This window comes from Flavobacterium sp. (genome assembly GCF_046317795.1).
In the GTDB taxonomy this organism is placed as follows: Bacteria; Bacteroidota; Bacteroidia; order Flavobacteriales; family Flavobacteriaceae; genus Flavobacterium.
The window spans coordinates 1-25,737 of record NZ_JBKCVI010000068.1; the positions used below are offsets into that span (position 1 = coordinate 1).

A 25,737-nucleotide genomic window follows, 5' to 3' on the forward strand; every position below is an offset into this window, starting at 1 on the left:
GCGGTATATGCACACTACAGTTGAAATGGTTCATAGAGAGGATGTAGAAAATGTGATTAAATTGATTTATGAGAGTTTGCTGAGAATTGAATCTGAACATAATTTTTCATATTTTGAATAAAACGTCATAATCTCTTATTGGCAATTAGTATGTAAAAAAATCCAGAATTATTAACTGGATTTTTTTGTTTTAAAAAATATTTATTTTAAAACTGTAACATTTAAAAACTGTTACTGTCTTTGATTAAGAATAGTTAACCAAGCAAATTGAAAAACCAAGAATTAGACATCAGTTTTCTTCTAAATCAGTGTAAGGAAAACAATGAAAAAGCGCAATTAACAATTTATAATAAGTATTATAAATCCATGTTTAATGTAGCTTTCAGGATTGTTAATGACCATGCACTGGCAGAAGATATAATGCAGGAAAGTTTTTTGAAAGCGTTTACAAAATTAGATTCGTATAGTGGAAAAGTAACTTTTGGTGCTTGGTTAAAAAAAATTGTAGTAAACAAAAGTATAGATGAATTTAAAAAATCGAAAAAGTATCAAATTGAATCATTGACTGAAAATACAACTGTGATTGATTTGGATACTGAAGATTTAAATTCGTATAGTGAATTAAAAGCCGAAACAGTCATAAAAAAAATTCAAAGTTTGAAACCAAATTACAAAATCATTTTGACCTTATTTTTTATTGAAGGTTATGATTTAGAAGAAATTACACAAATATTAAATATAAGCTACGAAAATTGTAGAACGATAATGAGCAGAGCAAAAGAAAGTTTGAGAACAAAATTAAATACACCATGAAAACTAATAATAAATTGAAAGAATTATTTGAAAATCAAGAAGATTGGGATTTTGAAATTCCTAATGAAGGTCATGAAAAAAGATTTATTTATAAATTAAGAAAACAAAAATCTAAAAAGAAGAGAAATAAATGGCTTCCATTGTCCATAGCAGCTTCACTACTATTAGGATTTGGATTTTTTTATATGAATTATGCACCAAAAGAAATCCAAGAAGTTACTTTTTCTCCTCAAGTCCAGGAAACACATGATTATTTTTCTTCCATAATTCGTTCTGAATTGGACCAACTTAAGAAGAAACAAAGCAAACAGAATGAAGAGATAATAAACGATGCGCTAATTCAAATGGAAGTACTTGAAAAAGATTATCAAAAATTGAAGGAAGAAATAGGAAAAAATGGCGAAAATAAACAAATATTGTATGCTATGATAACCAATATGCAAACTCGAATTTCCTTTATTAAATCGGTTTTAGAACAGGTTGATGACATTAATAAAATAAATAATATTGAAGATGAAAAACATATATAAATTACTTTATTTCTTTACATTTCTTCCCATTTTTGGATATGCATCAGAAGAAAAACACGCCTACAATAAAGAAAAAAACATCTCAAAAACCTATTTGGTTAACGATGATGCACAAGTAAAAATTACCAATTCCTATGGGAATATAAATGTGTATTTATGGGATGAAAACAAAATTTCGATTCAAGTTAATATTAAAGTTTCTGGAAACAACGAAAAAAAAATTAACGAACGAATCAATACAATTGATGTTGATTTTGCTGCAACAATAAGCAAAGTTTCAGCCGAAACCATTTTTACAACTATAGAATGGAAAGGCAATAACATAAGTTATGAAATAAATTATGTGGTAAAAATTCCACGAAATGGAAGCATTGATTTGGACAATAAATATGGCAACATTTCTGTAGACAAACTTAACGGAAGTTCGGCAATTGAATGTAAGTATGGAAGTATCATTTTAGGCCAATTTAACAATAAAACTAATAATATAAGTATTGCCTATGCACCAAATTCAAGCATAAACTCTATTGATAAAATTAATTTACAAAGTCAGTATTCTGAGGTTGATTTTCAGAAAGTAAATCAAATTAACATTGAAGGAAATTATAATACACTTAGTTTTCAAAATGTTGGAAGTTTGAATTTATCTTCAAATTATACCAAAATCAATTCAAAATCAATTCAAAAAATTGCCATTGATGGAAATTATCTCACCCTAAAATTAGGTGAAATCGGAAACTCATTAATTGTAAATTCAAATTATAGCGATATCCAATTTTCTGCTTCAAATAAAACCGATGCCATTTCAATCAATGGGAATTATTCCAATTCTAAAATAACATGCGCATCAGAGTATATATTTGACATAAATGTAAGTCTAAAATATGGTTCGTTTATTGATAATGTAGGATTAAAATATACCTTAAAATCAGAAAAAAACACTTCAAAATCTTACACAGCGTATCATATTAGTCAAGGAAAATCTAAAATAAGTATCACAACAAATTACGGAAACGTTCAACTTTTAACAAAATAACAATGAGAAAACTAACAGTATCACTAGTATTAATTAGCATTTCAATTGCAAGTGCTCAAAATTGGGATAAAGAAAAGGTTAAAGGAAATGGAGTTCAAACTACAATCACTAGAACTACCGAATCCTATGATAATATTTCAACAGGAGGTTCATTCAATGTTGAATTAGTCTCTGGAAAAGAAGGAACAATAACCATAAAAGGCGATGAAAATATAATAAGTCACATCGTTACTGAAGTAATTGGAAACGAATTAAAAGTGTATTTTGAAAAAAACAGAAGCTATGATTACAAACAAGACATCACTATTACAATTCCTTTTGAAGAAATTAGCGAAATATCGTTTGCAGGTTCTGGAAATATGATTACAAAAAATGCTATAAACGCAACAGATTTTGAAGCAAAAATGGCAGGTTCTGGTGATTGCGCTCTAGAAATTAATGTAAAAAATATTGTAGCAAAAATAGCAGGGTCAGGTAACTTAAAACTTTCAGGAACAGCAGAAAATTTAGAAGCTAAAACAGCAGGTTCAGGTGATTTGAATTGCACAAAATTAGTATCTCAAAATGCTGACGTTGCTGTTGCTGGTTCAGGAAGTCTTGAAGTGAATTGCACCAATAATCTTATTGCTAAAGTAGCCGGAAGCGGAAATATTCAATACAAAGGAAATCCTAAAATTATCGATTCAAACGTTGCTGGTTCTGGTGATATTTCAGGAAATTAAGAGGTTAGTTATAAATAAAAAAAGTCCCTAAACTTAATTGTTTTGGGACTTTTTTTTATTCTAGTTCTTTATGATTTCAAGGCATCTTTACTTCTAAATTCATAAGTATTTGTAGCTTGTTTACTATTGATTACTTCAAAATCTAAAGGATAAACTTCATTTGAAATTGTACTTTCAATAATTTGATTAAACTCTATAATGCTATCTTCAATGGTTTTTTCCAAGGTTATTGGTTGATAAACATCTTCTTTAGATTCGGTTACTAAATTGTTTTCTGAAATAATCTCTTCCACTGTTTTTACATTAGATGATTTTACTACAGAACTTGGATTAAAAATTGTTGTGTCATTCGTGTTAATTCCTTCAATATTTTTTGAAAACTCTTGATTTTTAGCAAATTGCCCTTTTTCTTGTAAAATATTTTCAAGAACCACTGCTGTAAATTCTTGTTGTTTGTCAAAAGTTTGTTCCTTCATCTCATTAGCCGCAATTATATTTGTAAAACTTAAAGCTGCTACTCCTAAAAAAATGATTGTTGTTTTCATGATGATTAATTTTTTAATTTTTATTATTTAATGTTTTGATTGAATTCTGGTGTAAAATTAGTTTTGTGATAACTCTTGTAAAATTTAAAATTTCTGAACTGTTGTTATTTATAGATGAATTGTTTTATTGATTATTTTATTATGCTTATTAATATCCTATGCAAATATATATCCATAATAATGTATCTTGTATTACATAGTACTTAAATTTAACATTTTTTTAACTTATAAGATGTTTATTGCGTTATTATTGTAATCAAATAAACCATTTTTCAAGTTAAAATGAGATTTTTGATTAATTATAATTAGTTTGATTAATTTCATAATGATTATTTTAATAATTTTTTTAATTATATCCATAAGTCGTGTCAAGAAAGATTTTTGTTGCACTAGAAAGTATATTATAACAAATATTTAACAAAAGGTCATAAAAAAACCACGCTTTTGCGTGGCTTACTCTTTAACAATTAGGTATTCAGTGTTTCAAAAACTGTAAAACATTTTGTTCAATGCGCTCATTAATATTTGATATATCAGCTTTCACAAACTTCTCTCCTAAGATTTTTTCATACAATTCAATGTAACGCTCTGATACTGTTTCAATATATTCATCTGTCATGTCTGGAATTTGTTGTCCTTCTTTTCCTTGAAAACCGTTTTCAATTAACCAACGCCTAACAAATTCTTTTGACAATTGTTTTTGTTCTTCTCCTTTGTCCTGTCGTTCTTGATAACCATCTGCATAAAAATAACGTGACGAATCTGGTGTATGGATTTCATCAATAAGTACTATAACTCCATCTTTTGTTTTGCCAAATTCATATTTAGAATCTACCAAAATCAAACCTCTGTTGGCCGCTATTTCTGTTCCTCTTTGATATAAAGCACGGGTATATTTTTCTAATACCAGATAATCTTCTTCTGAAACAATTCCTTTTGCTAAAATAGCTTCACGAGAAATATCTTCGTCATGAGAACCATTATCAGCTTTGGTGGTTGGAGTTATTATTGGCGTTCCAAATTTATCATTTTCTTTCAAACCCTCTTCCATCGCTACACCGCAAATAATCCTTTTTCCCAAAGCATATTCACGAGCAGCGTGACCAGAAAGATAACCTCGTATAACCATTTCAACTTTAAAAGGTTCACATAGATAACCAATTGCTACATTTGGATCTGGTGATGTGATGAGCCAATTAGGGACAATATCTTTTGTCAAATCCATAAATTTAGTCGCAATTTGATTTAAGATTTGTCCTTTGTAAGGTATTCCTTTGGGCATTACGACATCAAAGGCAGAAAGTCGGTCAGTTGCTATCATTACTAACAACTCATCATTGATGTTATATACTTCGCGAACTTTGCCTCGATAAACCGATTTTTGATTTGGGAAGTGGAAATTTGTTGTGGTTATAGTATTCATTTAATTTTTTAGTTATGGTGCAAAAGTAATTTGTTTTGAAATGATAGACAACTTATAGATTAACTATATAAAATTGTAATATTGCAAATTAACCAAGATTGTAAATTAAAAGTTTATGAGAAAAAAAGTATTTATAGTGCTAGTTTTATTTGTTTGTCTCATACTTTATTTGAATACTAGAATACCGTTTTATAGAAATGTTTCTGGACCGTGGTCACTTGGGTACGGATTTTCTAAAGAATATCCAGACTCCATATCAGTTTCTAAAAATAAAATTTATTCATATGAAAATCTGAATATAGATAACGATTCAACCCAATTTATGGCTGATCCTTTTTTTGTAAAAGAAAAAGATACTTTTTACATTTTCTTTGAACATAAAATAAAAAATATTCATCCTGCCAAAATTGGTTTGTTAACATCAAAAGATGGATATAATTATAACTATAAAGGCACAGTATTAAAAGAAAAATTTCATCTATCTTATCCTCAGGTATTTAAATATAAAAACGAGTATTACATGATTCCTGAGACTCAAGCAGCAGAAAATGTACTTCTTTACAAAGCAGAAAAATTTCCATATAATTGGAAAATATGTGATACTTTAATTTCAAATATAAAACTAAAAGATCCATCAATCTTTTTGTCTGATACATTAAATATAATTGCAGGGTCTGATGCAAATTTAACGATGCAACTTTACACTTCAAATTCGTTATTTGGAGATTGGAAACTTCACAAAAACCCAAACCCTTTGATGGGATCAGAATCTCGACCAGGAGGAAGATTTTATAATGCAAAAGATGGATTGATATTACCCGTTCAAAACTCAAGTCATGGATATGGATACGGAATTTCTTTATATAAATTCAAATTCAATAAATCAAATTATGAAGTAGAAAAGATAAAAAATCTCTTTCTAAAAAGACAAAAAAACATACCCGAATTTAATGCCGGAATGCATCAGCTTGACATTCAAGATATAGATGGACAACTATATTATGTATATGATGGAAATAGATTAAAAAATAATGATACCCAATTAAATATAAAAGCTGTCTTAAAAATGAATTTTTTAGATTTCAAACAATGGTTGAAAAATCTATGATAAATAAATGTTTCTTTTTCGATGCTTAATTCAAAATAAAAAGAAACCCTATCAAAATACATTTGACAGGGCTTTGGTTTATTCCTTAGTCAGTATGACAAATTATTGTCTAATAATCATTGTTCTCAATACTTTTATAAGCATCAATTACTTTTTTAACTAATCTGTGGCGGACAATATCTTTATCGTCAAGATAAATAATACCAATTCCTTCAATATCTTTTAAAACCAAGATAGCTTCTTTCAAACCCGAAATGGTTCTTCGTGGTAAATCTACTTGTCCTGGATCACCAGTAATAATGAACTTTGCATTTTTGCCCATACGTGTAAGGAACATTTTCATTTGCGAATGTGTCGTATTTTGAGCTTCATCTAATATTACAAATGCATTATCCAATGTTCGACCACGCATGAATGCTAATGGTGCTATTTGAATAATTCCTTTCAGAATATAGTCTTCTAAAGTTTGTGGAGGCAACATATCTCGTAATGCATCATACAATGGTTGCATATAAGGATCAAGTTTTTCTTTCATGTCTCCTGGTAAGAAACCAAGATTTTCTCCTGCTTCTACCGCAGGACGGGTAAGGACAATTCTCTTTACTTGTTTTTCTTTTAGTGCTTTTACAGCTAAGGCAACTCCTGTATAGGTTTTCCCAGTTCCAGCTGGACCAACAGCAAACATCATGTCGTTCTTTTGTATAACATCCACCATTTTTTGTTGGTTAGGTGTCATCGCTTTGATAAGCTTTCCTCCTATTCCATGTACCAGAATTTTATCACTATCCGGCATACGTTGCTCTTCGTGAGAATTGCTATGTATCACTCTATCAATGACATTGTCATCAATATTATTATAGCGAGTAAAATGCAACATCAAGCGATTGAAGCGATTTTCAAACTCATCGAGTTCTTCTTTTTCGCCAAAAGCTTTGAGTGTTGTTCCTCGCGCTACAATTTTAAGTTTTGGATAGTACCTTTTAATAGTTTCAAGATGTGTATCTTGAGCGCCCCAAAATTCTTTTGGTGCGATGTCGTGTAATTCAATGATACGTTCGTTCAAAAGCAGTAGTATTAAATTAAAATAATTAGCTATATAATTATTAGCTTTGCATTCAAATTTAATTAAATAATAGAATAGGTTTTACAATTTTAAATTTCTGTTTCTACTAAGTTATAAACAATTTATGTCAATAATTACCTTAACAACCGATTATGGATTAAAAGACCACTTTGTGGGTGCTTTAAAAGGTAAAATAATATCGGAGTTTCGAGAAGCAACTATTATTGATATTTCACATGATATTGACGCTTTTAATATTGCTGAAGCAGCTTATATAATAAGTGCAGCTTACAGCAGTTTTCCTAAAGGAACTGTACATTTGATTGGTGTTGACATCGAATTGAATTCGGAAAACATACACATTGCTATGCAATGGAATGACCAATACTTCATTTGTGCCGATAATGGAATTTTGAGTATGCTGATTCAAAAAATTGTTCCACAGAAAATAGTTGCCATAAATATCCACGAGCGATTATCGAGCGATGCTACCGATTTGGATGTGTTTGTAAAAATAGCTTGTCATTTAGCCAAAGGTGGTTTGCTTAACGTTATTGGTAAAGAAATTAAAAAAATAAAAGAAGTTACTGAACTACAAGCAATAGTTCTGGATAACCAAATAAAAGGGTATGTAATTTATATTGATAATTATGGTAATGTAGTGACAAATATTTCTAAAACTCTGTTTTTGGAAACCGGAAAAGGTCGTCCATATGAGATTACTTTTGGTCGTACTTATGAACTGGGTATTCAAAGAAATAAAAAAATATTTCCAATCAAAACTATTTTTTCGAAATATTCTGATATTATTTCAGACACATACACAATTAAAGAGCGTGAAGGCGAAAAATTGGCTATTTTTAACGAATCGGGGTTTCTCGAAATTGCCATTTTTAGAAGTAATCCAGACAATGTGGGTTCGGCCAATAGCTTATTAGGTTTGAATTATAGAGATGTGGTGACGATTGATTTTAAGCATTAGAGAAAAGAAAATAGAAAATAGACTAATGTTCAAATTGAAAAAAGCAACATTTTACATTTTTGTAATATTTTCTATTTTAGATGTTTTTTTATTAGGATTTGAAATTTTAAACACGATTGTAAGTTTCAAATATGAAACCGAAAATGATATATGTATTTCAAATTGTATCACAACCAAATTATGTCTTCAAACGGGCAATTCAATAGTAATAGCAGTTTTAAGCTAAATTATAGTTTATTCTTTTATTAATAGTTAGAAGAAAATTATGTTCATCAGAATAGTAAAAATGAGTTTCCACGAAGAAAATATTCCGAGGTTTTTGGAGAATTTTGAATTAATGAAAGATAAAATTCGTGGTGCAACAGGCAATCGTTTTTTAGAATTGTATCAGGACAAAAATAATCCGTGTCTATTTTTTACCTATAGTTTTTGGGAAACCGAAGCTGATTTGGAAAATTACAGAAAATCGGCGTTATTTGACGAAGTTTGGACATTTACCAAAAAATTATTCAACGATAAACCCGAGGCGTGGAGTGTTAACAAAGTGGTCAGTTTAGAGTAATTAGTGTTCAGTAAAAATCAACAAATTTAAACCTTTAAACTGTTAAACCTTTTAAACAAAAAAATTAATGAAATCAATCGCATTACGAGAAATAAAATCCTTTTTTGGTTCGCCAATTGGCTACTTGGTGATAGCCATTTTTCTTTTGCTCAATGGACTATTCCTTTGGGTTTTTGATGGTGAATACAATATTTTACAAAGTGGTTTTGCCGATTTAAGTCCGTTTTTTACATTGTCACCTTGGATATTGATTTTCCTCATTCCAGCGGTCACAATGCGCAGTTTTTCGGATGAAAAGAAACAAGGAACTATCGAACTTTTGTTAACCAAACCATTATCCATTTGGCAAATTGTAAACGGAAAATTTTTAGGTTCGTTTCTGTTGATTGTAATCGCTTTAGTGCCAACTCTAGTCTATGTTTACGTTATATCAAGTTTGGGTTCCCCCGAGGGAAATATTGATTTGGGAAGCACGATGGGTTCTTATTTTGGGTTACTATTTTTAGTCGCTGCTTATACTGCCATCGGAATTTATACGTCAACACTTTCCGAAAACCAAATTGTAGCATTCTTACTTTCAGTCTTTTTGTGTTTTATTTTTTATTATGGGTTTCAAGGAATTGCTAATTATGCCAAAGGTTTTGAAGAGGTAATCTCCAAGTTTGGAATGGAGTATCACTTCAAAAGTATGTCGCGTGGCGTAATTGACACTCGTGATGTATTGTATTTTTTGAGTGTTTCCTTTTTGTTTTTATCGTTCACTGTTTTTAAACTTAAATCCTTAAAATCATAATGAGCGCTACTAAAAATAACTTAAAAAAAGTACTGACTACTGTTGCCCTAATTATAGTGTTGAACTTTGCTGGGCATTTTGTTTTCAAACGTTTTGACTTAACGTCTGATAAAAGATATACGCTCTCTCAAACCTCGTTAAACATTGTCAGCGAAGTCAAAGAACCCTTGTATATTGATGTTTTTCTTGAAGGAGAATTTCCGGGAGAATTTAAAAAATTACAAACAGAAACCCAACAATTATTAGAAGAGTTCAAAGCCGAAAATCACAATATTATTTTCCAATTTGTCAATCCTTTGGAAGACGAAGACCAGAAAGTAGCAACGTTACAATCGTTTATGGAACGTGGTTTAACACCCGTGAATGTAACCGTAAATGACAAAGGGCAACAAACACAAGAAATTGTTTTCCCATGGGCAGTAGCCTCATGCGCTAATCGTTCTGTGAAAGTGCCATTGCTAAAAAATATGATGGGTGCATCAACCGCAGAAAAAGTGGTGAGTTCAGTACAACATTTGGAATATGCTTTTGCCAATGCTATCAATACAGTAGCCAAAGACAAACAAAAAAAGGTAGTGATTTTAAATGGAAATGGTGAATTACAAGACCGATACATGGCTGATTTTATTAAGTCGGTAAAAGACAACTATTATATCGGACCATTTACCTTAGACTCTGTGGCCAAAAGTCCAAATGAGACTTTAAAATACCTGAAAAAATATGACTTAGCTGTAATTGCCAAGCCAACAGAAGCTTTTACTGAAGAGGAAAAACAAGTCTTAGACCAATTCATCATCAGTGGTGGAAAAACACTTTGGCTTGTAGATCAAGTCAATATGGAAATGGATAGTTTATATAACGAAATGGGGTCAAATTTAGCTTTCCCTAGAGATTTGAATTTGAACGACATGTTCTTCAAATATGGCGTTAGAATGCGTCCTGATTTGATTTTTGATTTACAAAACACCCCAATTGCTTTGGCTACTGGAGAACAAGGAAGTGCGACACAATACACCCAATATCCTTGGTTTTTTTCACCTATGATATATCCAACTTCAAAAAACCCTATAGTGAGTAATCTTGATGGAATCAAATTTGAGTTTGCAAGTCCGATGGAACCACTCAAAAACGATATAAAAAAAACGGTTTTATTGCAATCTTCTCAAGCTTCTAAAATTATTGGAACACCATCACAAATAAGTCTTACTATGGTTTCCCTTCGACCTGACAGAAAAGAATTTGAAAGCAAAGGAAATTATCCAGTTGCCCTTTTATTAGAAGGCCAATTCCATTCGATGTATCAAAATAGAGTGTTGCCTTTTAAAGATGCTACTTTCCAAAACAAAGGAAAAAACAATAAAATGATTGTCATTTCAGATGGTGATGTAATCAAAAATCAATTGGACAAAAACGGGCAACCCTTGGAATTGGGTTATGATAAATGGACCAATAATTTGTATGCCAATAAAGAGTTCTTAATGAATTGCGTCAATTATTTACTAGACGACAACGGACTTATTAACATTCGTAGTAAGGAAGTTGATTTACCTATCTTGGATAAAGAAAAAGTATATGACACTTATACCCTTTCGCAAGTCATAACTGTAGCTGTTCCAATAGGTATTCTAATGTTGTTTGGTGTAGTGTTTACCTTTTTGCGCAAGCGAAAATACAGCAAGTAATGTTAATAAAAAACTTTTTGAAATCTCTTAGTTTAAGATATATTTGTAAAAATTAAATTGAGATGAAATTTATAGTATCAAGTTCCTACTTATTAAAACAACTCCAAGTTTTAGGTAGTGTTATCAACAGCAGTAATACTTTACCTATTTTAGATAATTTTCTGTTTGAATTAGACAATAAAACGTTAACTGTTTCAGCTTCTGATTTAGAGACCACCATGTCGGCTACTTTAGAAATTGACTCGACGAGCAAAGGAAGTGTCGCTGTTCCTGCAAAATTGTTATTAGATATTCTAAAAACGTTTCCAGAGCAACCGTTAACCTTTACTGTTGAAGAAAACAGTACGATTGAAATCAGTTCCAATTCTGGAAAATATGCAATTGCTTATGCTCCCGGAGATGAGTTTCCAAAATCGGTTAGTTTAGACAATCCCTCTTCAACTGTTGTGCCTTCAGATGTTTTGGCAACAGCCATTAGCAAAACAATTTTTGCTGCAGGAAATGATGATTTACGACCTGTGATGAGCGGTGTATTTTTCCAATTTTCGCCAGAAGGGTTGATTTTTGTTGCTACAGATGCTCACAAATTAGTAAAATATTCACGTACCGATGTAAAAGCTTCTGAAGTGGCTGATTTCATTATGCCTAAGAAACCTTTGAATATTTTAAAAAGTATTTTAGGAACTTCTGAATCAGATATTACTATTGAATACAACGATTCGAATGCTACTTTCAGTTTTGATAGTTATATATTGACTTGTCGTTTGATTGATGGAAAATATCCAAACTACGAAGCCGTAATTCCAAAAGAAAATCCAAACAAATTAATGATTAACAGAGTTTTATTACTAAATTCTGTGCGTCGTGTTTCTATTTTCTCCAATAAAACTACACACCAAATTCGTTTGAAAATTGCTGGTGCCGAATTGAACATTTCCGCCGAAGATATTGATTACTCAAACAAAGCCGAAGAGCGTTTGACGTGTGATTATCAAGGCGATGATATGCAGATTGGTTTCAACTCCCGTTTCCTTTCAGAAATGTTAACTAATTTAACTTCTGATGAAATTATGTTAGAAATGTCGATGCCAAATCGCGCTGGAATCTTAACGCCAATTGATGGTTTAGACGAAGGCGAATCCGTTACCATGCTGGTAATGCCAGTAATGTTGAACAACTAATATAAACAACCATTATAATAGAAAGCGTCTCAATTTATTTTTGAGACGCTTTTTTTATTCATGAAAAGCTAGTATTGGTGTTTTTAAATGATAGGATAATTTTTGAGTAGTAGTATTAGTAAAAAGTCCTTCAAAAAAGTTTCTTTTATACGTTAGCATTGCCAACAAATCAATATCTTGAGTAACCAGAAAATCCTCAATTGTTTCCTTTACATCATCACTCGGAATAATAAAAAATTGCAAGTTTTCCTCATCATCAAAATGAGATTTCCATCTATTAATAGTGTCTGTATTCACATCTGAATCGGAAGTTTTGACATGTAAACATTTCACTTTAGCACGAAGTTTCTTTGCCATCAATAGTACTTTGACCAGAGCTTCGATGTCTTTTTTTCTAAAACGGGTTGTAAAAGCAATATTTTCAAATTTACTGAATTTAGTACCTTTTGGCACACTCAATACAGGAACTGTAACATCTGAAATAACAGCACCTGTATTTGTTCCAAGGAAAGAGTCCAACCAACCCTCAGCTCCATTTGTTCCCATTACAACAAAATCAATATTTTCTTGTTTGACCACTTTTTTAATATTATAAACCAAATCGCCATCCATTAAAATATGGCTCATAACGATGTGATTCAAATTTCTTTCTTCGGCAATGGTGCGTAATTGTGGCATTTTTTCTTTAAAATGATCAAAGTTAGTTAGCTCTATCGTTTCATAAATTACCGCATAATTAATAGGAAGCGATTGACTATCAACAATTGGCAACTCAAACGTATGCAATAAAACCAACTCGGCTTTGAATATTTTAGCCATTTCAATAGCATAAACAAAAGCATTATCTGAAGTTTCAGAAAAGTCTATTGGTAAAAGGATTTTCTTCATTGTAATAAATTTTATATTAAAACAAATTTACGCCTATTTCTATTCAATTAAAATGATAATTATCAGTTTATAAATGATTTAACATGAAATGTTTTTAAACAATTAATACTTATTTAGTTTTCTTAACTTTGCTGAAATCTTTAAAAATGATTTCTCAAGAAACTATTGTTGCCTTAGCTTCACCGTCAGGTGCTGGAGCTATTGCAATTATCCGACTTTCAGGCAAAGATTCACTAACTATTGCTGAACAACTATTTCAGTCGGTTTCGGGTAAATCCATTTCAAAACAAAAAACGCATACTATTCATCTTGGACATATTGTTGAGGACGGAAAAGTATATGATCAAGTATTGCTTTCGATATTCAAAAACCCACATTCTTATACTGGCGAAGATGTTGTGGAGATTTCGTGCCATGGCTCTACACACATACAACAACAAATTATACAATTACTATTGCGAAAAGGATGTCGAATGGCACAAGCTGGTGAATTTACGCTACGTGCTTTTCTGAATGGTAAACTCGACTTATCCCAAGCCGAAGCTGTTGCCGATTTGATTTCATCCGATAATGAAGCCAGCCATCAAATTGCAATGCAACAAATGCGTGGCGGTTTCTCGAATGAAATTGCCAAATTGAGAGCAGAACTTTTAAATTTTGCTTCGCTTATCGAACTCGAATTAGACTTTGCCGAAGAAGATGTTGAATTTGCCGATAGAACTCAGTTTCAAGAATTATTGACACGAATTGAATTTGTTTTAAAACGCTTAATCGATTCGTTTGCGGTGGGTAATGTAATTAAAAACGGCATTCCCGTAGCCATTGTGGGTGAACCCAATGTGGGAAAATCAACATTACTTAACGCATTATTAAACGATGAAAGAGCCATCGTTTCGGAAATTGCGGGAACCACTCGCGATACTATTGAAGACGAATTGACGATTGGCGGCATTGGTTTTCGATTTATCGATACGGCTGGAATTCGGGAAACAAAAAATGTAGTGGAAAGTATCGGCATCAAAAAAACGTTTGAAAAAATTGAGCAAGCGCAGGTGGTTTTGTATTTAAGCCCCCTAACCCCCAAAGGGGGGATTGAAGTAGCAACTTTAAAAAAGGAAATAGCACAAATTAAAAATCAATTTCCATTGAAAACGTTATTGATTATTTTTAATAAAATGGATTTGATGAAAGAATCACAAATCTCAAATCTCAAATCTCAAATCTCAAATTCAATTTTTATTTCTGCTAAAGAAAAAACCGGTATCGAAGATTTAAAAAACCAACTCCTTTCTTTTGTAAATACCGGAGCATTGCGCAATAATGAAACCATTGTGACCAACACACGTCATTATGATTCGCTATTAAAAGCATTAGAAGAAATTCAGAAAGTGAGATTTGGTTTAAACAGTGGATTGCCTTCTGACCTGATGGCTATCGACATCAAACAAGCATTGTACTACTTTGGAGAAATTACTGGCGAAGTAACTAATGACGAGCTTTTAGGGAATATTTTTGCGAATTTCTGTATCGGGAAGTAAATTTTACTCTTCTTCGTCATCAAAATTCATATCCTCAAAAAAATCTTTTGGGTTAAAAACGGTTTCAGATACGAAATTATGTAATGCATCCGTATAAACTACTAAAAGACGTACGCTCGAATTATGAATCTAGCAACTTGGAAGTGGTAATGAACGGTGAGATTAACGCATTCTTGAAATCCTTTTTGATGATGATGGGTCAAAAAGAGGAATAATCCATTTGATCACTATAAAGAATCGGAATCGGACAACGGGTTCCGATTTTTTTTTTATGTGAGCAATTTTATTTAGTAGCATTATGATGTCTGTATTCAGGAGGTGCCGAGTATTTAGGGTATTTATTATTCTACTCTACTAAAAGACTAAGGACTATAGACTAATGACTAACAAAGATTAGGGAAAGAAATACGGGCTTAAAAAAGCATCTCTTTTCTTTAATTTTTTTTGGTGATTTTTTTTTGTTTTGTTGGTTATATTTGTATGGGTGACATCGCGAAAAATTGACTTGGTTAAATTTCATATCGCCAAGTTACCAATGGCAGCGTTTGGTGCAAACTAGTTAATGATTATAAATGAATAAACTATATTATACTTTACTTTTAATTTCAATTGTAAGTTGTGTTTTTTCTCAAACAGAGAAAAGTTTTTCAATTGATTACAATACGGGAAGTGTTTTTGCCCATGATAAAGATGTAGAAAATGTGGGAGGAAGCACCACCAATGGAATTGAATTAAAATATACCTTCAAACGGTTAGATAGCTTGTATCATTCCTCTTTCAATGGATTTCCATCACAAGGATTTGCCATTGGCTATACCGATTTTAATAACACGATTTTGGGTAAAGGAATAACAGTCAATTATTTTATTTCGCCCAATATAACCATTAACAGATGGTTAAGCACTGCTTTTAATTTTAATGTAGGTGCAGCATATTTAACCAATCCTAATAGACCAATAGCTAACCCAAATAATCAATCTTACAGTACCTATATAAGTGCTTATTTAGCCATAGGTTGGGAAACTAAAATAGCCATTACTAAAAGAATGATCTTTAATTTAGGAGCAAGTTACAGACACACTAGTAATTCAGGTGTTAAATTGCCCAATAAAGGGATTAATTGGACAACTGCAAATTTTGGTTTAACCTACCACACAACCAATCCGGTAAACACAAAAAATTTGAAAAAAAGATTCAATGCCCATAAACACACCAATAAAAACTTTTGGGAGTTCAGTCTATTTGGAGCCATTAGAAACCCGGATAATGAAAGTCCTACCAAATATGGAATCGCAGGATTTCAATTGCAACATAACTGGCAAACAGCAAGAACACACGCTTTCAATGTAGGTACAGAATTTTTCTTTGATAACTCGTTAGTGAAGCAAATCAAAATCGAAGATAACAAATCCTCCATTGGCCTAAGACAAGGACTATTGTTGGGGCATCAATTTTTGTGGGGTAAACTCAATTTTGGACAGCAAATTGGATTTCATTTGTTAAACCCCGAAAATAAATATGATACGTTTTACCATCGATGGACATTTACTCATAAAATAACATCCAAAATAAGTGCAGGAATTTCTTTATTAGCCCATAAGCAAGTCGCTAATTTTGCCGATGTACGACTCGTTTACAGATGGTAAATGTATATGTGCCATTTCTATCGAAGATCTCCCCCGATAACTATGATTTAAGCAAATAACGCTATTCTTCTTCAGGGTCATCTAAATTCATCCCTTCAAAAAAATCTTTTGGATTAAAAGGAATATCATCATCGGGATCTTTATCATGAGCAGAAACTCCGGGAGGATTAAATAATCCCCAACGATCTATTATATAATTCCATTGATCGAATGATGCCACCCAATCAATAAACAGTAGGCGAAATTCGTCAATTTCGTTACGTAATAGTTCAATATATTCTTTGTCTTTTATATCCTCTTCAAATCTTAAACTTCCTGCTCTAACATATAATTCCCTTGCGCATTTTCTTATTATAGCTGCATTCTCCATTTTAATATCATATAAATCTACCGCTTCAGCACCCGATATTTTAGCGGAAATCATCATGGCATCCTCCATCATAAATTTTGAGCAAGTTTCTTGTAAAAACTCGTTATCATGAGGTATTATTTCAATTAAAGCATGGGTGAGTTTAAAAATTTGCTCCGACTTTTTATATAATGGAGACTGTCTTCTATCGTGTGAATTTTCCATAAATTTTATTCCATAAGAATTTTTCGAATCACAAATTTATCATCCGTAGTGATTTTAGCCAAATAAATTCCAGCCGTTACCTCAATATTGAATTGTTGTTCTCCTGTAAATTCTGACTCAAAAACTTTTGAACCCACAGTATTGAATAATTCTATTTTACTTGCAGTATCCAATCCAGAAACAATGAAATAATCCTTGGTAGGATTAGGATAAATAGTAACTTTATTCAAAACAAAATCAGTATTGGATAAAGTAGAAAACCAAGGTTGACCAAAATTGGATCCAAAAACATAATCTGCTAAATTTGGATAGTCAATAAAAGGGTTTCTGTTTACCTGCCATGTATAGATATAATTGTTTCTGTTCATTTCGAAATCATCTCTAGGGTCAGTTTGATTCCAAGTTAATAATGTAGCTAAATCCCCAATTTGACCAATACTATTTTCAGGCGGATTCCCATTAACCACATTCAATCCGTCGTATCGAACTGCCATATAAAAACAAGCACGAGCAACATCGCCTTTCCAAGTTGTTGTTGGTGTGGCAATTGGTCCGTTATAGTCTACTCCATAATTTCTGTTGTTTCGAGAAGAATTTTCCTGACCGTCAACTGCTCTAATATGATGCGCGTCACAAACTCCAGCTCCAATATCATTAGCTCCTGTTGTTGCCGTCCAAATGGTAATTCCATCCGAAAATGGCGTTAAATAATCGGTACCCGTTGAAAATCCACCACGAGATTGACAATAAATATGTTCTCTATTCCATTTACCTACATTACTATTTCCCAATTGTAAATCAATTTTTGAACGAGGAGTTTCTGTATAAATTAACCAAACTTGATTACTATTTTCAGGATTTTGATCGGAGGTTTTGAGTATGTCCCAAACATCATCATAATTATGCACACGAACAACCGAAGGATTTGCAATAATATCTTGAAGCGCTTGTTTTAATGCTGTTCCTGACAATCCTTCTAACGAACTATAATACCCCAACGGCGCTGTAGATGTGACATTGCCATAACTAGGATTTGCGGGAGTTCCAAAAGGTAATACCGTAAAATTTACATCAGTAACTCGCACAATAACATTATTATTATCCAAACTATAACCTGCAGGAATAGTTCCAATAAAAATTGAAAGTTCTTCATCGCCATCATTGACACCATCGTCTAGAACTTGAATGGTTGTACTTCCGGTAGTGGCTCCAACAGGAATGGTCACAGATAAAGTTCCAGAAAAATCAGCATTAGTAAAACTTCCGTTATTTAAAATAAAATTAACAACCAAATTACTTCCTGTAACTACTTGAGACGAAGTGAATGTAATGGTAAAACTTTGTCCTTCTGAAATTGAAGTAACGCTTGGTGTCATTGTTAAATAGGTTAAAACAACACCCGAACCGTCATTATTTAAACCTGGGGTTGGAGTTTTTACTTCATAAGTTCCGTCTGTTTTTCTTTGAATAGATTTTGTAGAAGCTAAATTAGTTTGATTTTCATTGGTACAAATGCTGATTCCAAAAGTTGACATTAAAGTAGTTGGTTGTACTGTTGTACTATTAGAATATGCAATGGCATCAATCAACCCAGTTGCTGTTGCTACAGTATTTAACGGAAAATCGGAAGCATTACCTAGATACAATCCTATGGCATCGGGACCATTTTGTATCGTGGCACTAGGAAAAATAATTTTTGGTGTGGGTGAAACTTGTGAATTACCAAAATGAATTATCCCATTAATATCAGTAGTTTTACCATCTAAATCTAAAGCATAATAACTAATAGAAGTTAATCCCGTTGTACTACCGTTAAAAAAAACGAGTACATAACCATCTAAAGAAAAATTAGGCGTTACTGATTTTAATTCAATAAATTCTAAATTATCGGTGCTTGGCGTATCAGCATCTAATTCGTTAATGACAACCTGAGCATTGGTAATTGAAAAAGTAATAAAAAAAAAGAACGAAAGTATTTTTTTGAACATTGTGGTATTTAATTTGAAACCAAATATATCAAGATGTGAACAATTACATAGTAAAAGACTATTAAATTAACTATTATTTGATGTTTAGTAAAGAAAAAACTTTAAGAAATAGAATCCCTGTAGCCGAATTTTACAAAAATATTAATTCCTTTTAAGTAAAACATTTATGCTATTTTTACATTGTTATTATTTTAGCTAAATAATGTTAGAAATTTTAGGATATTTTGGCGCGATTCTCATTGGATTAGTTTTGGGGATTACTGGAGGTGGCGGTTCCATTTTAGCCGTTCCGATTTTGGTTTATATCATGAGCTTAAATCCAATAATGGCATCGGCTTATTCTTTATTTATTGTTGGAACCACTTCGGCTTTTGGAAGTTTTCAAAATTTCAAAAAAAAATTAATTGCGCCCAAAACCGCTTTTCTATTTGCCTTTCCTTCTGTAATTGGGGTTTACATTACTAGAAAATTTATTGTCCCAAAAATTCCTGACACCGTCTTCTATTTTGGTGCTTTTGAATTGTCTAAAGAAACTTTTTTGATGTTGCTTTTTGCCATCGTAATGTTTATAGCGGCTATTTCCATGTTAAAAGAAAAGAAAGAGACTATTCCTTTTGAAGAAAATAATAAGTCCAAATTTGCCGTTATTGTTCAATTGTTTTTTGTTGGAATACTTATAGGATTAATTGGTGCCGGAGGTGGATTTTTAATCATTCCGGCTCTTTTAAAATTCGCAAAATTACCAATGAAAAAAGCCATTGGCACTTCGCTTATAATCATAACTATCAATTCATTAATTGGCTTTCTTGGCGATGTTCAAAACACGGTCATTGATTGGAGTTTTCTTTTACTTTTCACTTCAATTGCTGTTATTGGAATATTTATCGGACTTTATATTCAAAAATATTTAAACGAAAAACTGTTAAAAAAAATATTTGGCATATTCGTATTAGTGATGTCAGTAATAATACTTTATAAAGAAATTTTTTCATAAAGTATTCTAAAATCAACTGACTTTTAATTGTCTATTAGTTAAATTTGCACAAAACTTTCCACAATGAAAATCGAACAAATTTATACCGGATGCATAGCACAAGCTGCCTACTACATCGAAAATAATGGAGATGCCGCACTATTTGATCCTCTGAGAGAAGTACAACCCTATCTGGATAGAGCTTCGAGAGACAATGCCAAAATTAAATACATTTTTGAAACGCATTTTCATGCCGATTTTGTCTCGGGCCATATCGATTTAGCTCAAAAAAGTGGTGGAAAAATTGTATTCGGACCAACGGCAAATCCCGAATTTGAGGCCATTATTGCCACTGATAATCAAGAGTTCAAAGTGGGCAATTATACTATCAAAGCCATCCACACACCCGGACATACACTGGAAAGCACTTGCTATCTTTTGATTGATGAAAACGGAAAACAACACGGAATAATTACTGGCGATACGCTGTTTATTGGTGATGTTGGACGACCAGATTTAGCACAAGCGCTAACAGCAGAACTTACTCAAGAAAAATTAGCGTCCTATCTTTTTGATTCGCTGCGAAATAAAATTATGCCTTTGGCTGATGATTTAATTGTGTATCCAAGTCATGGCGCTGGAAGTGCGTGTGGCAAAAACATGAGTAAAGAAACCACCGATACTTTGGGCAATCAAAAGAAAACCAATTATGCGCTTCGTGCCGATATGACTAAAGAAGAATTTACCAAAGAATTAGTAGATGGTTTGGGACTTCCACCTGCCTATTTTCCTCAAAATGTGATGTTAAACATCAAAGGATATGAGAGTTTAGATTCTATAATCGAAAAGAGTAATATTGGTTTATCACCAACAGAATTTGAAACAATTGCCAATCAAGGCGATGTTTTAGTTTTAGATGTTCGGCATGAAAATGATTTTGTAAAGGCACATATTCCCAATTCCATTTTTATCGGAATTCATGGAAATTTTGCGCCCTGGGTTGGCTCATTGCTTCGTGATGTTAATCAAAAATTACTTTTGGTTACTCCCGAAGGAAAAGAAGAAGAAACCATTACAAGATTGTCACGTGTAGGATTTGATCATGTTTTGGGTTATTTGAAAGATGGAATTGAAGCATGGCAAAAAGTAGGTTTCGAGACAGACACTATAGAATCAATTTCTCCAGAAGAATTTTCAAATCAATTCTCAAAAAATAGTATCGTTGTTGATGCACGAAAACCTATTGAATATGAGGCAGAACATGTTGAAGATTCACTCAATATTCCATTAGATTCTATTAATGAAAATTTTCAAAGTGTTCCAAAAGACAAAAAATTCTTTTTACATTGCGCCGGTGGTTATCGTTCTGTTATCATGGCTTCCATTTTGAAATCAAGAGGGATACACAATCTAATTAATGTAGAAAAAGGAATGAATGGCATCAAACAAACCACTGTACCTTGCACAAAATTTGTTTGTCCATCTACCCTAAAATAATTATAAAAAAACCATAAAATATTCTTTATCCTATTGCAAATTAAATACATTTGCATTCTTTAAAAATTTAAATGAAAAAAATGAAAAAAATTATTCTTTTAGTAACTGTAGCTGTAGTATTATTTTCTTGTAATAAACTTGGTAAAGGTGATTATATAATTACTGGAACTACAAAAGGTATGAAAACAGGTAAAGTTTATTTAGAAAAACAAAGTCCAATGGGTATGGGAATTACGGCTATTGATACTGTAAAAATCGTTGACGGAAAATTTGAAATCAAAGGAAAAACTTCGGAACCAGAAATTCATTTCATCCAAGTTGATAAATTAAATGGAAAAATTCCTGTAATTTTAGAAGGCGGTGAAATAAATATTGAAGTTGATAAAGACAGTGTTTTCAAATCAAAAATAGGGGGAACTTATAATAATGATGAGTTTTCAAAATTCACAGATGAAAGTACTAAAATACAGAAAAAATTACAAAAAAATGTAATGGCTTTTCAAATGAAAAACAAAACTATCATTGAAGAAGCTCAGAAAACCAATGACACTGTTGCAATGAACAAGTTGAAAAAAGAATACGATATCATTCAAAAAGAAATGACTGATTATACTTTTGATTATCCTAAAACACATCCAAAATCATTTATTAGTGTACTAATTACTCAAGCGATGTTAAATAATGGAAACTTCACTGAAAAAGAAGTTGAAAAAGTATTTAATTCACTTGATGAGTCATTGAAAAAAACTAAAACAGGTAAATCTATCAAACAAAATCTGGATGTTTTAAAAAAAAAACCAGCCCAAAAGTAGTTAAACCAGCTGTTGGAACTGTAGCACCCAATTTTAAAGCACCAACTCCATCAGGAAAAATAGTTTCATTAAAAGAAAGTCTAGGTAAAGTTACTTTAATCGATTTTTGGGCATCATGGTGCCAACCGTGTAGAGAAGAAAATCCAAAAGTTATTGCATTATATAATGAATTTCACAAGAAAGGATTCAATATTATAAGTGTTTCCCTAGATGATAATACTGAAGATTGGAAAAATGCGATTGCTAAAGATGGATTAACATGGACTCAAGTATCCAATTTGAAAGAAATGAAAGACCCTATTGCAATCCAATATGGAATTACACAAATTCCAACAACTTTTTTATTAGATTCTGATGGGAAAATAGTGGCGATAGATTTGTTTGGTGAAGATCTAAAAGCAAAAATCAACGAACTTTTAGCAAAAAAATAATTTTGTTGAAAAACTAAAAATCAAATCTCCTAAGGGAGATTTTTTATTTTACTCAAAACCAAAAGATTAAAAAAAGTATCACTAAAATAAAAATATTTAATTTGTGAACCCCAAAAGTGTTTTTATATTTGCAACCGCACACTGCATTGGGGGAGATACTCAAGCGGCCAACGAGGGCGGACTGTAAATCCGCTGATTACATCTTCGCAGGTTCGAATCCTGCTCTCCCCACACTATTTTAAAAAAGAAAAAACCACAAGCTCGCTTGATGGTATTTTTGTTTTAAAATAGTGCGTAAGGGTCCACCCTTACGGATCACGAAGTAATCCTGCTCTCCCCACGAATAAATACATCAATAAGGAAAAACGCCAAGTTCACTTAGCGTTTTTTTGTTTGATGTGTTTTCAAAGCGTAGCTTTCAGGATGGCGAAGCAAAATCCTATTCTTAAATAAGCGTAAATTCATTTTTATGAGTTTATACTTTTTTATTTTAAAAAAAGTTATATTTGGAATCTTAAAAAAATAAAAATGAAACCAAACCTATTTTTTAGTTCTTTACTACTATCAATACTATTTATATCTTGTAAAAAAGAAGATGATACCACCAGTAATACTCCAAGTACAACTCCAAAAGAGATAATTATGCCAAGAGTTCAAGCTATTCCTGCCCAAACATACACTCAACCCACAACACAAAATGTAGCTCCAGTTCAAAATCAAACGGCTACTCAAAATGGGCAAGTTATTACACCAAATCCTGTAGCAACAAAACCAGGAATGAATCCGCCACACGGACAAGCAGGACATCGTTGTGATATAGCCGTTGGTGCCCCTTTAAATTCGCCAAAAAGCAAACAACCTAGTCCAGGGATAGCAACATCTCAACCTGTTGTGACTAGTTCCACTATTACTCCGGCTCCAACAACTCAAGCTGCAACTACACCAGCCATATTAAATCCAAATACAACAGAAACAGTTACTGCTCCCGGAATGAACCCACCGCATGGTCAAGCTGGTCATGATTGTGCCGTTGCCGTTGGCGCACCATTACCAAAAAAATAAAGGTTTCTTATAAAAAAAATTCCCTTTTTGAAATTAACAAAAAGGGAGTTTTTAATTAAAATTTATACGTTTTTTACTTATTCCAAAGCAAAAGTCACGCTCACATTAGTGTTGATTTCAATTTCACCAACAGCAAGAGTTTCTCTTGGAGCAGAAGAATCGGCTGCCATTGCCATCATTCCACCTTTATACATCGGTTGTGGATAATAGGGTTGGGAATTATCAGTAATCAATAATGCTTTGCCCACTTTTTGCCCAAGAACGGAAACATAGTCGGCTGCTTTTTGTTTGGCATTAATTATGGCATTTTTTCGAGCTTCTTTTTCATACTCTTCCATTTTTGAAGATTTGAATTCCACACCTTGTATCGAATTTACGCCAGCGTCATTCAATCCCATCATGACTTCATCATACTTTGTCAAATCTTTAATCATAATAGTTAGTGTTTGATTGGCTTGAAAATTGTATTTCTTTTTTTCATAATCATAGCTTCTATTCAAGCTTACATTATTTGTTTTATAGTCGGTTGCTGGAATGCCACTTTTCTTCAGAAACTTAATTACTCTATCAACCACTTCATCATTTAGCGTTTTAACTTCTTTAGCTTCTTTTCCAGCGTTTTGAAAACCAACAGTAACAACAGCTTGGTCGGGAACAACTTTTACTTTACCTTCTCCAGAGACTGAAATTTGTGGAACTTGTGCTTTTTGATCTTGAGCTTGAACTGTGACAGCAACAATTAAAGCTATCATTACAACTGTTTTTTTCATGATATTTATTTTTTATATTATTATTTTCTATTTTCAAAAGTTATGCCAGTTATAATTTACCCATTTTAGCCATTACAAAAAGAATAATGATAGGAATGGCCAACAATATTACCATTAAAGTATGTTGTTCAAAAAGCATTGGTTCTTTCAACAAAGTAATTGCATAACCACCAATAGCGCCACCAAAATGTGCAGTGTGACCAATGTTATCATTTTTGGCTTTCATCCCATAAATGGAATACAATAAATACGCTATTCCAAAAAGATATGCCGGAATAGGAATGATAAAAAAGATACCCAACATCATATCGGGTTGCAATAATATTGCGGAATACAAAACTCCAGTTACTGCACCCGATGCTCCAACTTCACTATAACTATATTCCTCTTTGTGAAACAACATTGTCAATAAACTACCAAAAATTAAACTACCAAAATAGATTAGAACAAATGACAAATCACCAAGAAAACTACAAACCACAGGTGCAAAAAACCACAAGGTCAGCATATTAAATGCCAAATGCATTATATCAACATGCAAAAATGCCGAAGTAACCATTCGGAATTGTTCACCAGCACGAATACTGCCCACATGAAATTGGTATTTTCTAAAAAAAGACTCATCATTAAATCCTTTACTACTGAATAGCACGTTCACAAGAATAATTGCAAACAAAAAAAGGTTTTCCATTGTTGAAATATTTCAGTAAAAATAATACTTTATGTTTTGTTAATGTTAAATAGATAAATAACTTTTAACTTTATATTTGCATAAAATTATTCGAATGCAACTTGTTGTTTTTATTTTAGTTTATCCCTTAATTTGGTTTATCTCGATTCTACCTTTCCGAATATTATATGTGTTTTCAGATATGGTATATGTTTTAGTATATCATGTCATTGGTTACCGAAAAAAAGTAGTTCGAAAAAATATTGCTATGACATTGCCACACCTGTCTGAAAAAGAGCGGTTAAACATTGAAAAAAAGTCCTACCATCACCTTTGTGATATGTTTCTGGAAATGATGAAAACGATGACTATTTCTGAAAAAGAAATGAACAAAAGGTTTGTTTTTACCAATTTAGAACTCTACACAGCATTAGAAAAAAAACAAAAA

General features: G+C 32.0%; 26 protein-coding genes, 1 tRNA gene and 2 pseudogenes. 21 read left to right on the forward strand and 8 right to left on the reverse strand.

Going from position 1 to position 25,737, the window contains the following annotated elements:
* The 5 genes and pseudogenes from ACK5ON_RS03990 to ACK5ON_RS04010 all read left to right on the forward strand — a co-directional run.
* Positions 1-121, forward strand: a pseudogene (locus tag ACK5ON_RS03990) (M42 family peptidase); the annotation flags it as partial.
* Between the two features lie 146 nt (positions 122-267).
* Positions 268-813, forward strand: coding sequence for an RNA polymerase sigma factor (locus tag ACK5ON_RS03995; protein ID WP_409820103.1), 546 nt, complete (start codon positions 268-270; stop codon positions 811-813).
* Positions 810-1,343 (forward strand): anti-sigma factor, encoded by a 534-nt coding sequence (locus ACK5ON_RS04000; protein WP_409820105.1) that lies wholly within the window; start codon positions 810-812, stop codon positions 1,341-1,343. The genes ACK5ON_RS03995 and ACK5ON_RS04000 overlap by 4 nt, the downstream gene beginning before the upstream one ends.
* The gene (locus tag ACK5ON_RS04005; RefSeq protein ID WP_409820108.1) at positions 1,327-2,379 is read left to right on the forward strand and encodes a hypothetical protein; all 1,053 of its coding nucleotides are present in this window, start codon (positions 1,327-1,329) and stop codon (positions 2,377-2,379) included. The genes ACK5ON_RS04000 and ACK5ON_RS04005 overlap by 17 nt, the downstream gene beginning before the upstream one ends.
* 2 nt (positions 2,380-2,381) lie before the next feature.
* A complete protein-coding gene (locus tag ACK5ON_RS04010) occupies positions 2,382-3,101 on the forward strand; it encodes a head GIN domain-containing protein (protein ID WP_409820111.1) in 720 nt (239 codons plus the stop codon).
* Positions 3,102-3,169: 68 nt separating this feature from the next.
* Here the strand turns inward: ACK5ON_RS04010 and ACK5ON_RS04015 are convergent, their stop codons facing one another.
* Positions 3,170-3,646, reverse strand: coding sequence for a hypothetical protein (locus ACK5ON_RS04015; RefSeq protein WP_409820113.1), 477 nt, complete (start codon positions 3,644-3,646; stop codon positions 3,170-3,172).
* Positions 3,647-4,121: 475 nt separating this feature from the next.
* Complete coding sequence (locus tag ACK5ON_RS04020) at positions 4,122-5,069, reverse strand: phosphoribosylaminoimidazolesuccinocarboxamide synthase (protein WP_409820115.1); 948 nt, start codon at positions 5,067-5,069, stop codon at positions 4,122-4,124.
* 115 nt (positions 5,070-5,184) lie between these two features.
* Between ACK5ON_RS04020 and ACK5ON_RS04025 the strand changes: the two genes are divergently transcribed.
* Positions 5,185-6,177 (forward strand): hypothetical protein, encoded by a 993-nt coding sequence (locus ACK5ON_RS04025; protein ID WP_409820117.1) that lies wholly within the window; start codon positions 5,185-5,187, stop codon positions 6,175-6,177.
* A 109-nt stretch (positions 6,178-6,286) separates the two neighbouring features.
* Here ACK5ON_RS04025 and ACK5ON_RS04030 read toward each other — a convergent pair whose 3' ends face one another.
* A complete protein-coding gene (locus ACK5ON_RS04030) occupies positions 6,287-7,240 on the reverse strand; it encodes a PhoH family protein (protein WP_409820120.1) in 954 nt (317 codons plus the stop codon).
* A 124-nt stretch (positions 7,241-7,364) separates the two neighbouring features.
* On the opposite strand from ACK5ON_RS04030, the gene ACK5ON_RS04035 reads away from it, so the two are divergent.
* From ACK5ON_RS04035 to dnaN, 5 genes are all read left to right on the forward strand, one after another.
* Positions 7,365-8,222, forward strand: a complete 858-nt coding sequence (locus ACK5ON_RS04035) for an S-adenosyl-l-methionine hydroxide adenosyltransferase family protein (protein ID WP_396175449.1) — start codon at positions 7,365-7,367, stop codon at positions 8,220-8,222.
* 265 nt (positions 8,223-8,487) lie between these two features.
* Positions 8,488-8,784 carry a putative quinol monooxygenase gene (locus ACK5ON_RS04040; protein ID WP_396175451.1) on the forward strand — a complete coding sequence of 99 codons (297 nt, stop codon included), beginning with the start codon at positions 8,488-8,490 and terminating at the stop codon, positions 8,782-8,784.
* A 67-nt stretch (positions 8,785-8,851) separates the two neighbouring features.
* Positions 8,852-9,577, forward strand: coding sequence for a gliding motility-associated ABC transporter permease subunit GldF (gene gldF, locus ACK5ON_RS04045; protein WP_396175453.1), 726 nt, complete (start codon positions 8,852-8,854; stop codon positions 9,575-9,577).
* Complete coding sequence (gene gldG, locus ACK5ON_RS04050) at positions 9,574-11,259, forward strand: gliding motility-associated ABC transporter substrate-binding protein GldG (RefSeq protein ID WP_409820156.1); 1,686 nt, start codon at positions 9,574-9,576, stop codon at positions 11,257-11,259. The genes gldF and gldG overlap by 4 nt, the downstream gene beginning before the upstream one ends.
* Before the next feature lie 62 nt (positions 11,260-11,321).
* Positions 11,322-12,440, forward strand: coding sequence for a DNA polymerase III subunit beta (gene dnaN, locus ACK5ON_RS04055; protein WP_409820125.1), 1,119 nt, complete (start codon positions 11,322-11,324; stop codon positions 12,438-12,440).
* Between the two features lie 54 nt (positions 12,441-12,494).
* Here the strand turns inward: dnaN and ACK5ON_RS04060 are convergent, their stop codons facing one another.
* Positions 12,495-13,328 (reverse strand): universal stress protein, encoded by an 834-nt coding sequence (locus ACK5ON_RS04060; protein WP_396176752.1) that lies wholly within the window; start codon positions 13,326-13,328, stop codon positions 12,495-12,497.
* A gap of 146 nt (positions 13,329-13,474) precedes the next feature.
* Here ACK5ON_RS04060 and mnmE point away from each other — a divergent pair, with 146 nt between their 5' ends.
* The 3 genes and pseudogenes from mnmE to ACK5ON_RS04075 all read left to right on the forward strand — a co-directional run bounded on the left by mnmE (position 13,475) and on the right by ACK5ON_RS04075 (position 16,512).
* Entirely contained in the window at positions 13,475-14,866 is a 1,392-nt protein-coding gene (gene mnmE, locus ACK5ON_RS04065; protein WP_409820128.1) for a tRNA uridine-5-carboxymethylaminomethyl(34) synthesis GTPase MnmE, read from the forward strand.
* A gap of 65 nt (positions 14,867-14,931) precedes the next feature.
* Positions 14,932-15,081: pseudogene (prfB, locus tag ACK5ON_RS04070) on the forward strand (peptide chain release factor 2); the annotation flags it as partial.
* A 357-nt stretch (positions 15,082-15,438) separates the two neighbouring features.
* A complete protein-coding gene (locus tag ACK5ON_RS04075; RefSeq protein ID WP_409820131.1) occupies positions 15,439-16,512 on the forward strand; it encodes an acyloxyacyl hydrolase in 1,074 nt (357 codons plus the stop codon).
* Between the two features lie 61 nt (positions 16,513-16,573).
* On the opposite strand, the gene ACK5ON_RS04080 is transcribed toward ACK5ON_RS04075, so the two are convergent.
* Positions 16,574-17,086, reverse strand: coding sequence for a hypothetical protein (locus ACK5ON_RS04080; protein ID WP_409820134.1), 513 nt, complete (start codon positions 17,084-17,086; stop codon positions 16,574-16,576).
* Positions 17,087-17,091: 5 nt separating this feature from the next.
* On the reverse strand, positions 17,092-19,074 hold the full coding sequence (locus ACK5ON_RS04085; protein WP_409820137.1) for an endonuclease: 1,983 nt from the start codon (positions 19,072-19,074) through the stop codon (positions 17,092-17,094).
* A gap of 202 nt (positions 19,075-19,276) precedes the next feature.
* Between ACK5ON_RS04085 and ACK5ON_RS04090 the strand changes: the two genes are divergently transcribed.
* The 6 genes from ACK5ON_RS04090 (at position 19,277) to ACK5ON_RS04115 (ending at position 23,849) form a co-directional block, all read left to right on the forward strand.
* A complete protein-coding gene (locus tag ACK5ON_RS04090; RefSeq protein ID WP_409820140.1) occupies positions 19,277-20,068 on the forward strand; it encodes a sulfite exporter TauE/SafE family protein in 792 nt (263 codons plus the stop codon).
* A 63-nt stretch (positions 20,069-20,131) separates the two neighbouring features.
* Positions 20,132-21,544 (forward strand): MBL fold metallo-hydrolase, encoded by a 1,413-nt coding sequence (locus ACK5ON_RS04095; RefSeq protein ID WP_409820143.1) that lies wholly within the window; start codon positions 20,132-20,134, stop codon positions 21,542-21,544.
* 80 nt (positions 21,545-21,624) lie between these two features.
* Entirely contained in the window at positions 21,625-22,356 is a 732-nt protein-coding gene (locus ACK5ON_RS04100) for a DUF4369 domain-containing protein (RefSeq protein ID WP_396176216.1), read from the forward strand.
* A complete protein-coding gene (locus ACK5ON_RS04105) occupies positions 22,305-22,787 on the forward strand; it encodes a TlpA family protein disulfide reductase (RefSeq protein WP_396176230.1) in 483 nt (160 codons plus the stop codon). Before ACK5ON_RS04100 ends, ACK5ON_RS04105 begins: the two co-directional genes overlap by 52 nt.
* A gap of 149 nt (positions 22,788-22,936) precedes the next feature.
* A tRNA-Tyr gene (locus ACK5ON_RS04110) sits at positions 22,937-23,018 on the forward strand.
* A gap of 297 nt (positions 23,019-23,315) precedes the next feature.
* The gene (locus ACK5ON_RS04115) at positions 23,316-23,849 is read left to right on the forward strand and encodes a hypothetical protein (RefSeq protein ID WP_396176218.1); all 534 of its coding nucleotides are present in this window, start codon (positions 23,316-23,318) and stop codon (positions 23,847-23,849) included.
* A 77-nt stretch (positions 23,850-23,926) separates the two neighbouring features.
* Here the strand turns inward: ACK5ON_RS04115 and ACK5ON_RS04120 are convergent, their stop codons facing one another.
* Both ACK5ON_RS04120 and ACK5ON_RS04125 read right to left on the reverse strand, forming a co-directional pair.
* On the reverse strand, positions 23,927-24,619 hold the full coding sequence (locus tag ACK5ON_RS04120; protein ID WP_409820147.1) for an SIMPL domain-containing protein: 693 nt from the start codon (positions 24,617-24,619) through the stop codon (positions 23,927-23,929).
* 49 nt (positions 24,620-24,668) lie between these two features.
* Positions 24,669-25,310, reverse strand: a complete 642-nt coding sequence (locus ACK5ON_RS04125) for a rhomboid family intramembrane serine protease (protein ID WP_409820150.1) — start codon at positions 25,308-25,310, stop codon at positions 24,669-24,671.
* Positions 25,311-25,404: 94 nt separating this feature from the next.
* Between ACK5ON_RS04125 and ACK5ON_RS04130 the strand changes: the two genes are divergently transcribed.
* A partial coding sequence (locus ACK5ON_RS04130) for a lysophospholipid acyltransferase family protein (protein ID WP_409820153.1) occupies positions 25,405-25,737 on the forward strand: 333 nt, incomplete at its 3' end.

Excerpts from the sequence above, each read along its gene's own strand:
- ACK5ON_RS04025 (WP_409820117.1), top strand. The coding sequence starts at position 5,185 with ATGAGAAAAAAAGTATTTATAGTGCTAGTTTTATTTGTTTGTCTCATA.
- gldF (WP_396175453.1), top strand. The coding sequence starts at position 8,852 with ATGAAATCAATCGCATTACGAGAAATAAAATCCTTTTTTGGTTCGCCA.
- dnaN (WP_409820125.1), top strand. The coding sequence starts at position 11,322 with ATGAAATTTATAGTATCAAGTTCCTACTTATTAAAACAACTCCAAGTT.
- ACK5ON_RS04005 (WP_409820108.1), top strand. The coding sequence starts at position 1,327 with ATGAAAAACATATATAAATTACTTTATTTCTTTACATTTCTTCCCATT.
- ACK5ON_RS04095 (WP_409820143.1), top strand. The coding sequence starts at position 20,132 with ATGAAAATCGAACAAATTTATACCGGATGCATAGCACAAGCTGCCTAC.
- ACK5ON_RS04120 (WP_409820147.1), bottom strand. The coding sequence starts at position 24,619 with ATGAAAAAAACAGTTGTAATGATAGCTTTAATTGTTGCTGTCACAGTT.
- ACK5ON_RS04125 (WP_409820150.1), bottom strand. The coding sequence starts at position 25,310 with ATGGAAAACCTTTTTTTGTTTGCAATTATTCTTGTGAACGTGCTATTC.
- ACK5ON_RS04015 (WP_409820113.1), bottom strand. The coding sequence starts at position 3,646 with ATGAAAACAACAATCATTTTTTTAGGAGTAGCAGCTTTAAGTTTTACA.
- ACK5ON_RS04035 (WP_396175449.1), top strand. The coding sequence starts at position 7,365 with ATGTCAATAATTACCTTAACAACCGATTATGGATTAAAAGACCACTTT.
- ACK5ON_RS04075 (WP_409820131.1), top strand. The coding sequence starts at position 15,439 with ATGAATAAACTATATTATACTTTACTTTTAATTTCAATTGTAAGTTGT.
- ACK5ON_RS04000 (WP_409820105.1), top strand. The coding sequence starts at position 810 with ATGAAAACTAATAATAAATTGAAAGAATTATTTGAAAATCAAGAAGAT.
- ACK5ON_RS04080 (WP_409820134.1), bottom strand. The coding sequence starts at position 17,086 with ATGGAAAATTCACACGATAGAAGACAGTCTCCATTATATAAAAAGTCG.
- ACK5ON_RS04085 (WP_409820137.1), bottom strand. The coding sequence starts at position 19,074 with ATGTTCAAAAAAATACTTTCGTTCTTTTTTTTTATTACTTTTTCAATT.
- ACK5ON_RS04060 (WP_396176752.1), bottom strand. The coding sequence starts at position 13,328 with ATGAAGAAAATCCTTTTACCAATAGACTTTTCTGAAACTTCAGATAAT.
- ACK5ON_RS04020 (WP_409820115.1), bottom strand. The coding sequence starts at position 5,069 with ATGAATACTATAACCACAACAAATTTCCACTTCCCAAATCAAAAATCG.
- ACK5ON_RS04010 (WP_409820111.1), top strand. The coding sequence starts at position 2,382 with ATGAGAAAACTAACAGTATCACTAGTATTAATTAGCATTTCAATTGCA.
- ACK5ON_RS04090 (WP_409820140.1), top strand. The coding sequence starts at position 19,277 with ATGTTAGAAATTTTAGGATATTTTGGCGCGATTCTCATTGGATTAGTT.
- mnmE (WP_409820128.1), top strand. The coding sequence starts at position 13,475 with ATGATTTCTCAAGAAACTATTGTTGCCTTAGCTTCACCGTCAGGTGCT.
- ACK5ON_RS04040 (WP_396175451.1), top strand. The coding sequence starts at position 8,488 with ATGTTCATCAGAATAGTAAAAATGAGTTTCCACGAAGAAAATATTCCG.
- ACK5ON_RS04115 (WP_396176218.1), top strand. The coding sequence starts at position 23,316 with ATGAAACCAAACCTATTTTTTAGTTCTTTACTACTATCAATACTATTT.
- ACK5ON_RS04100 (WP_396176216.1), top strand. The coding sequence starts at position 21,625 with ATGAAAAAAATTATTCTTTTAGTAACTGTAGCTGTAGTATTATTTTCT.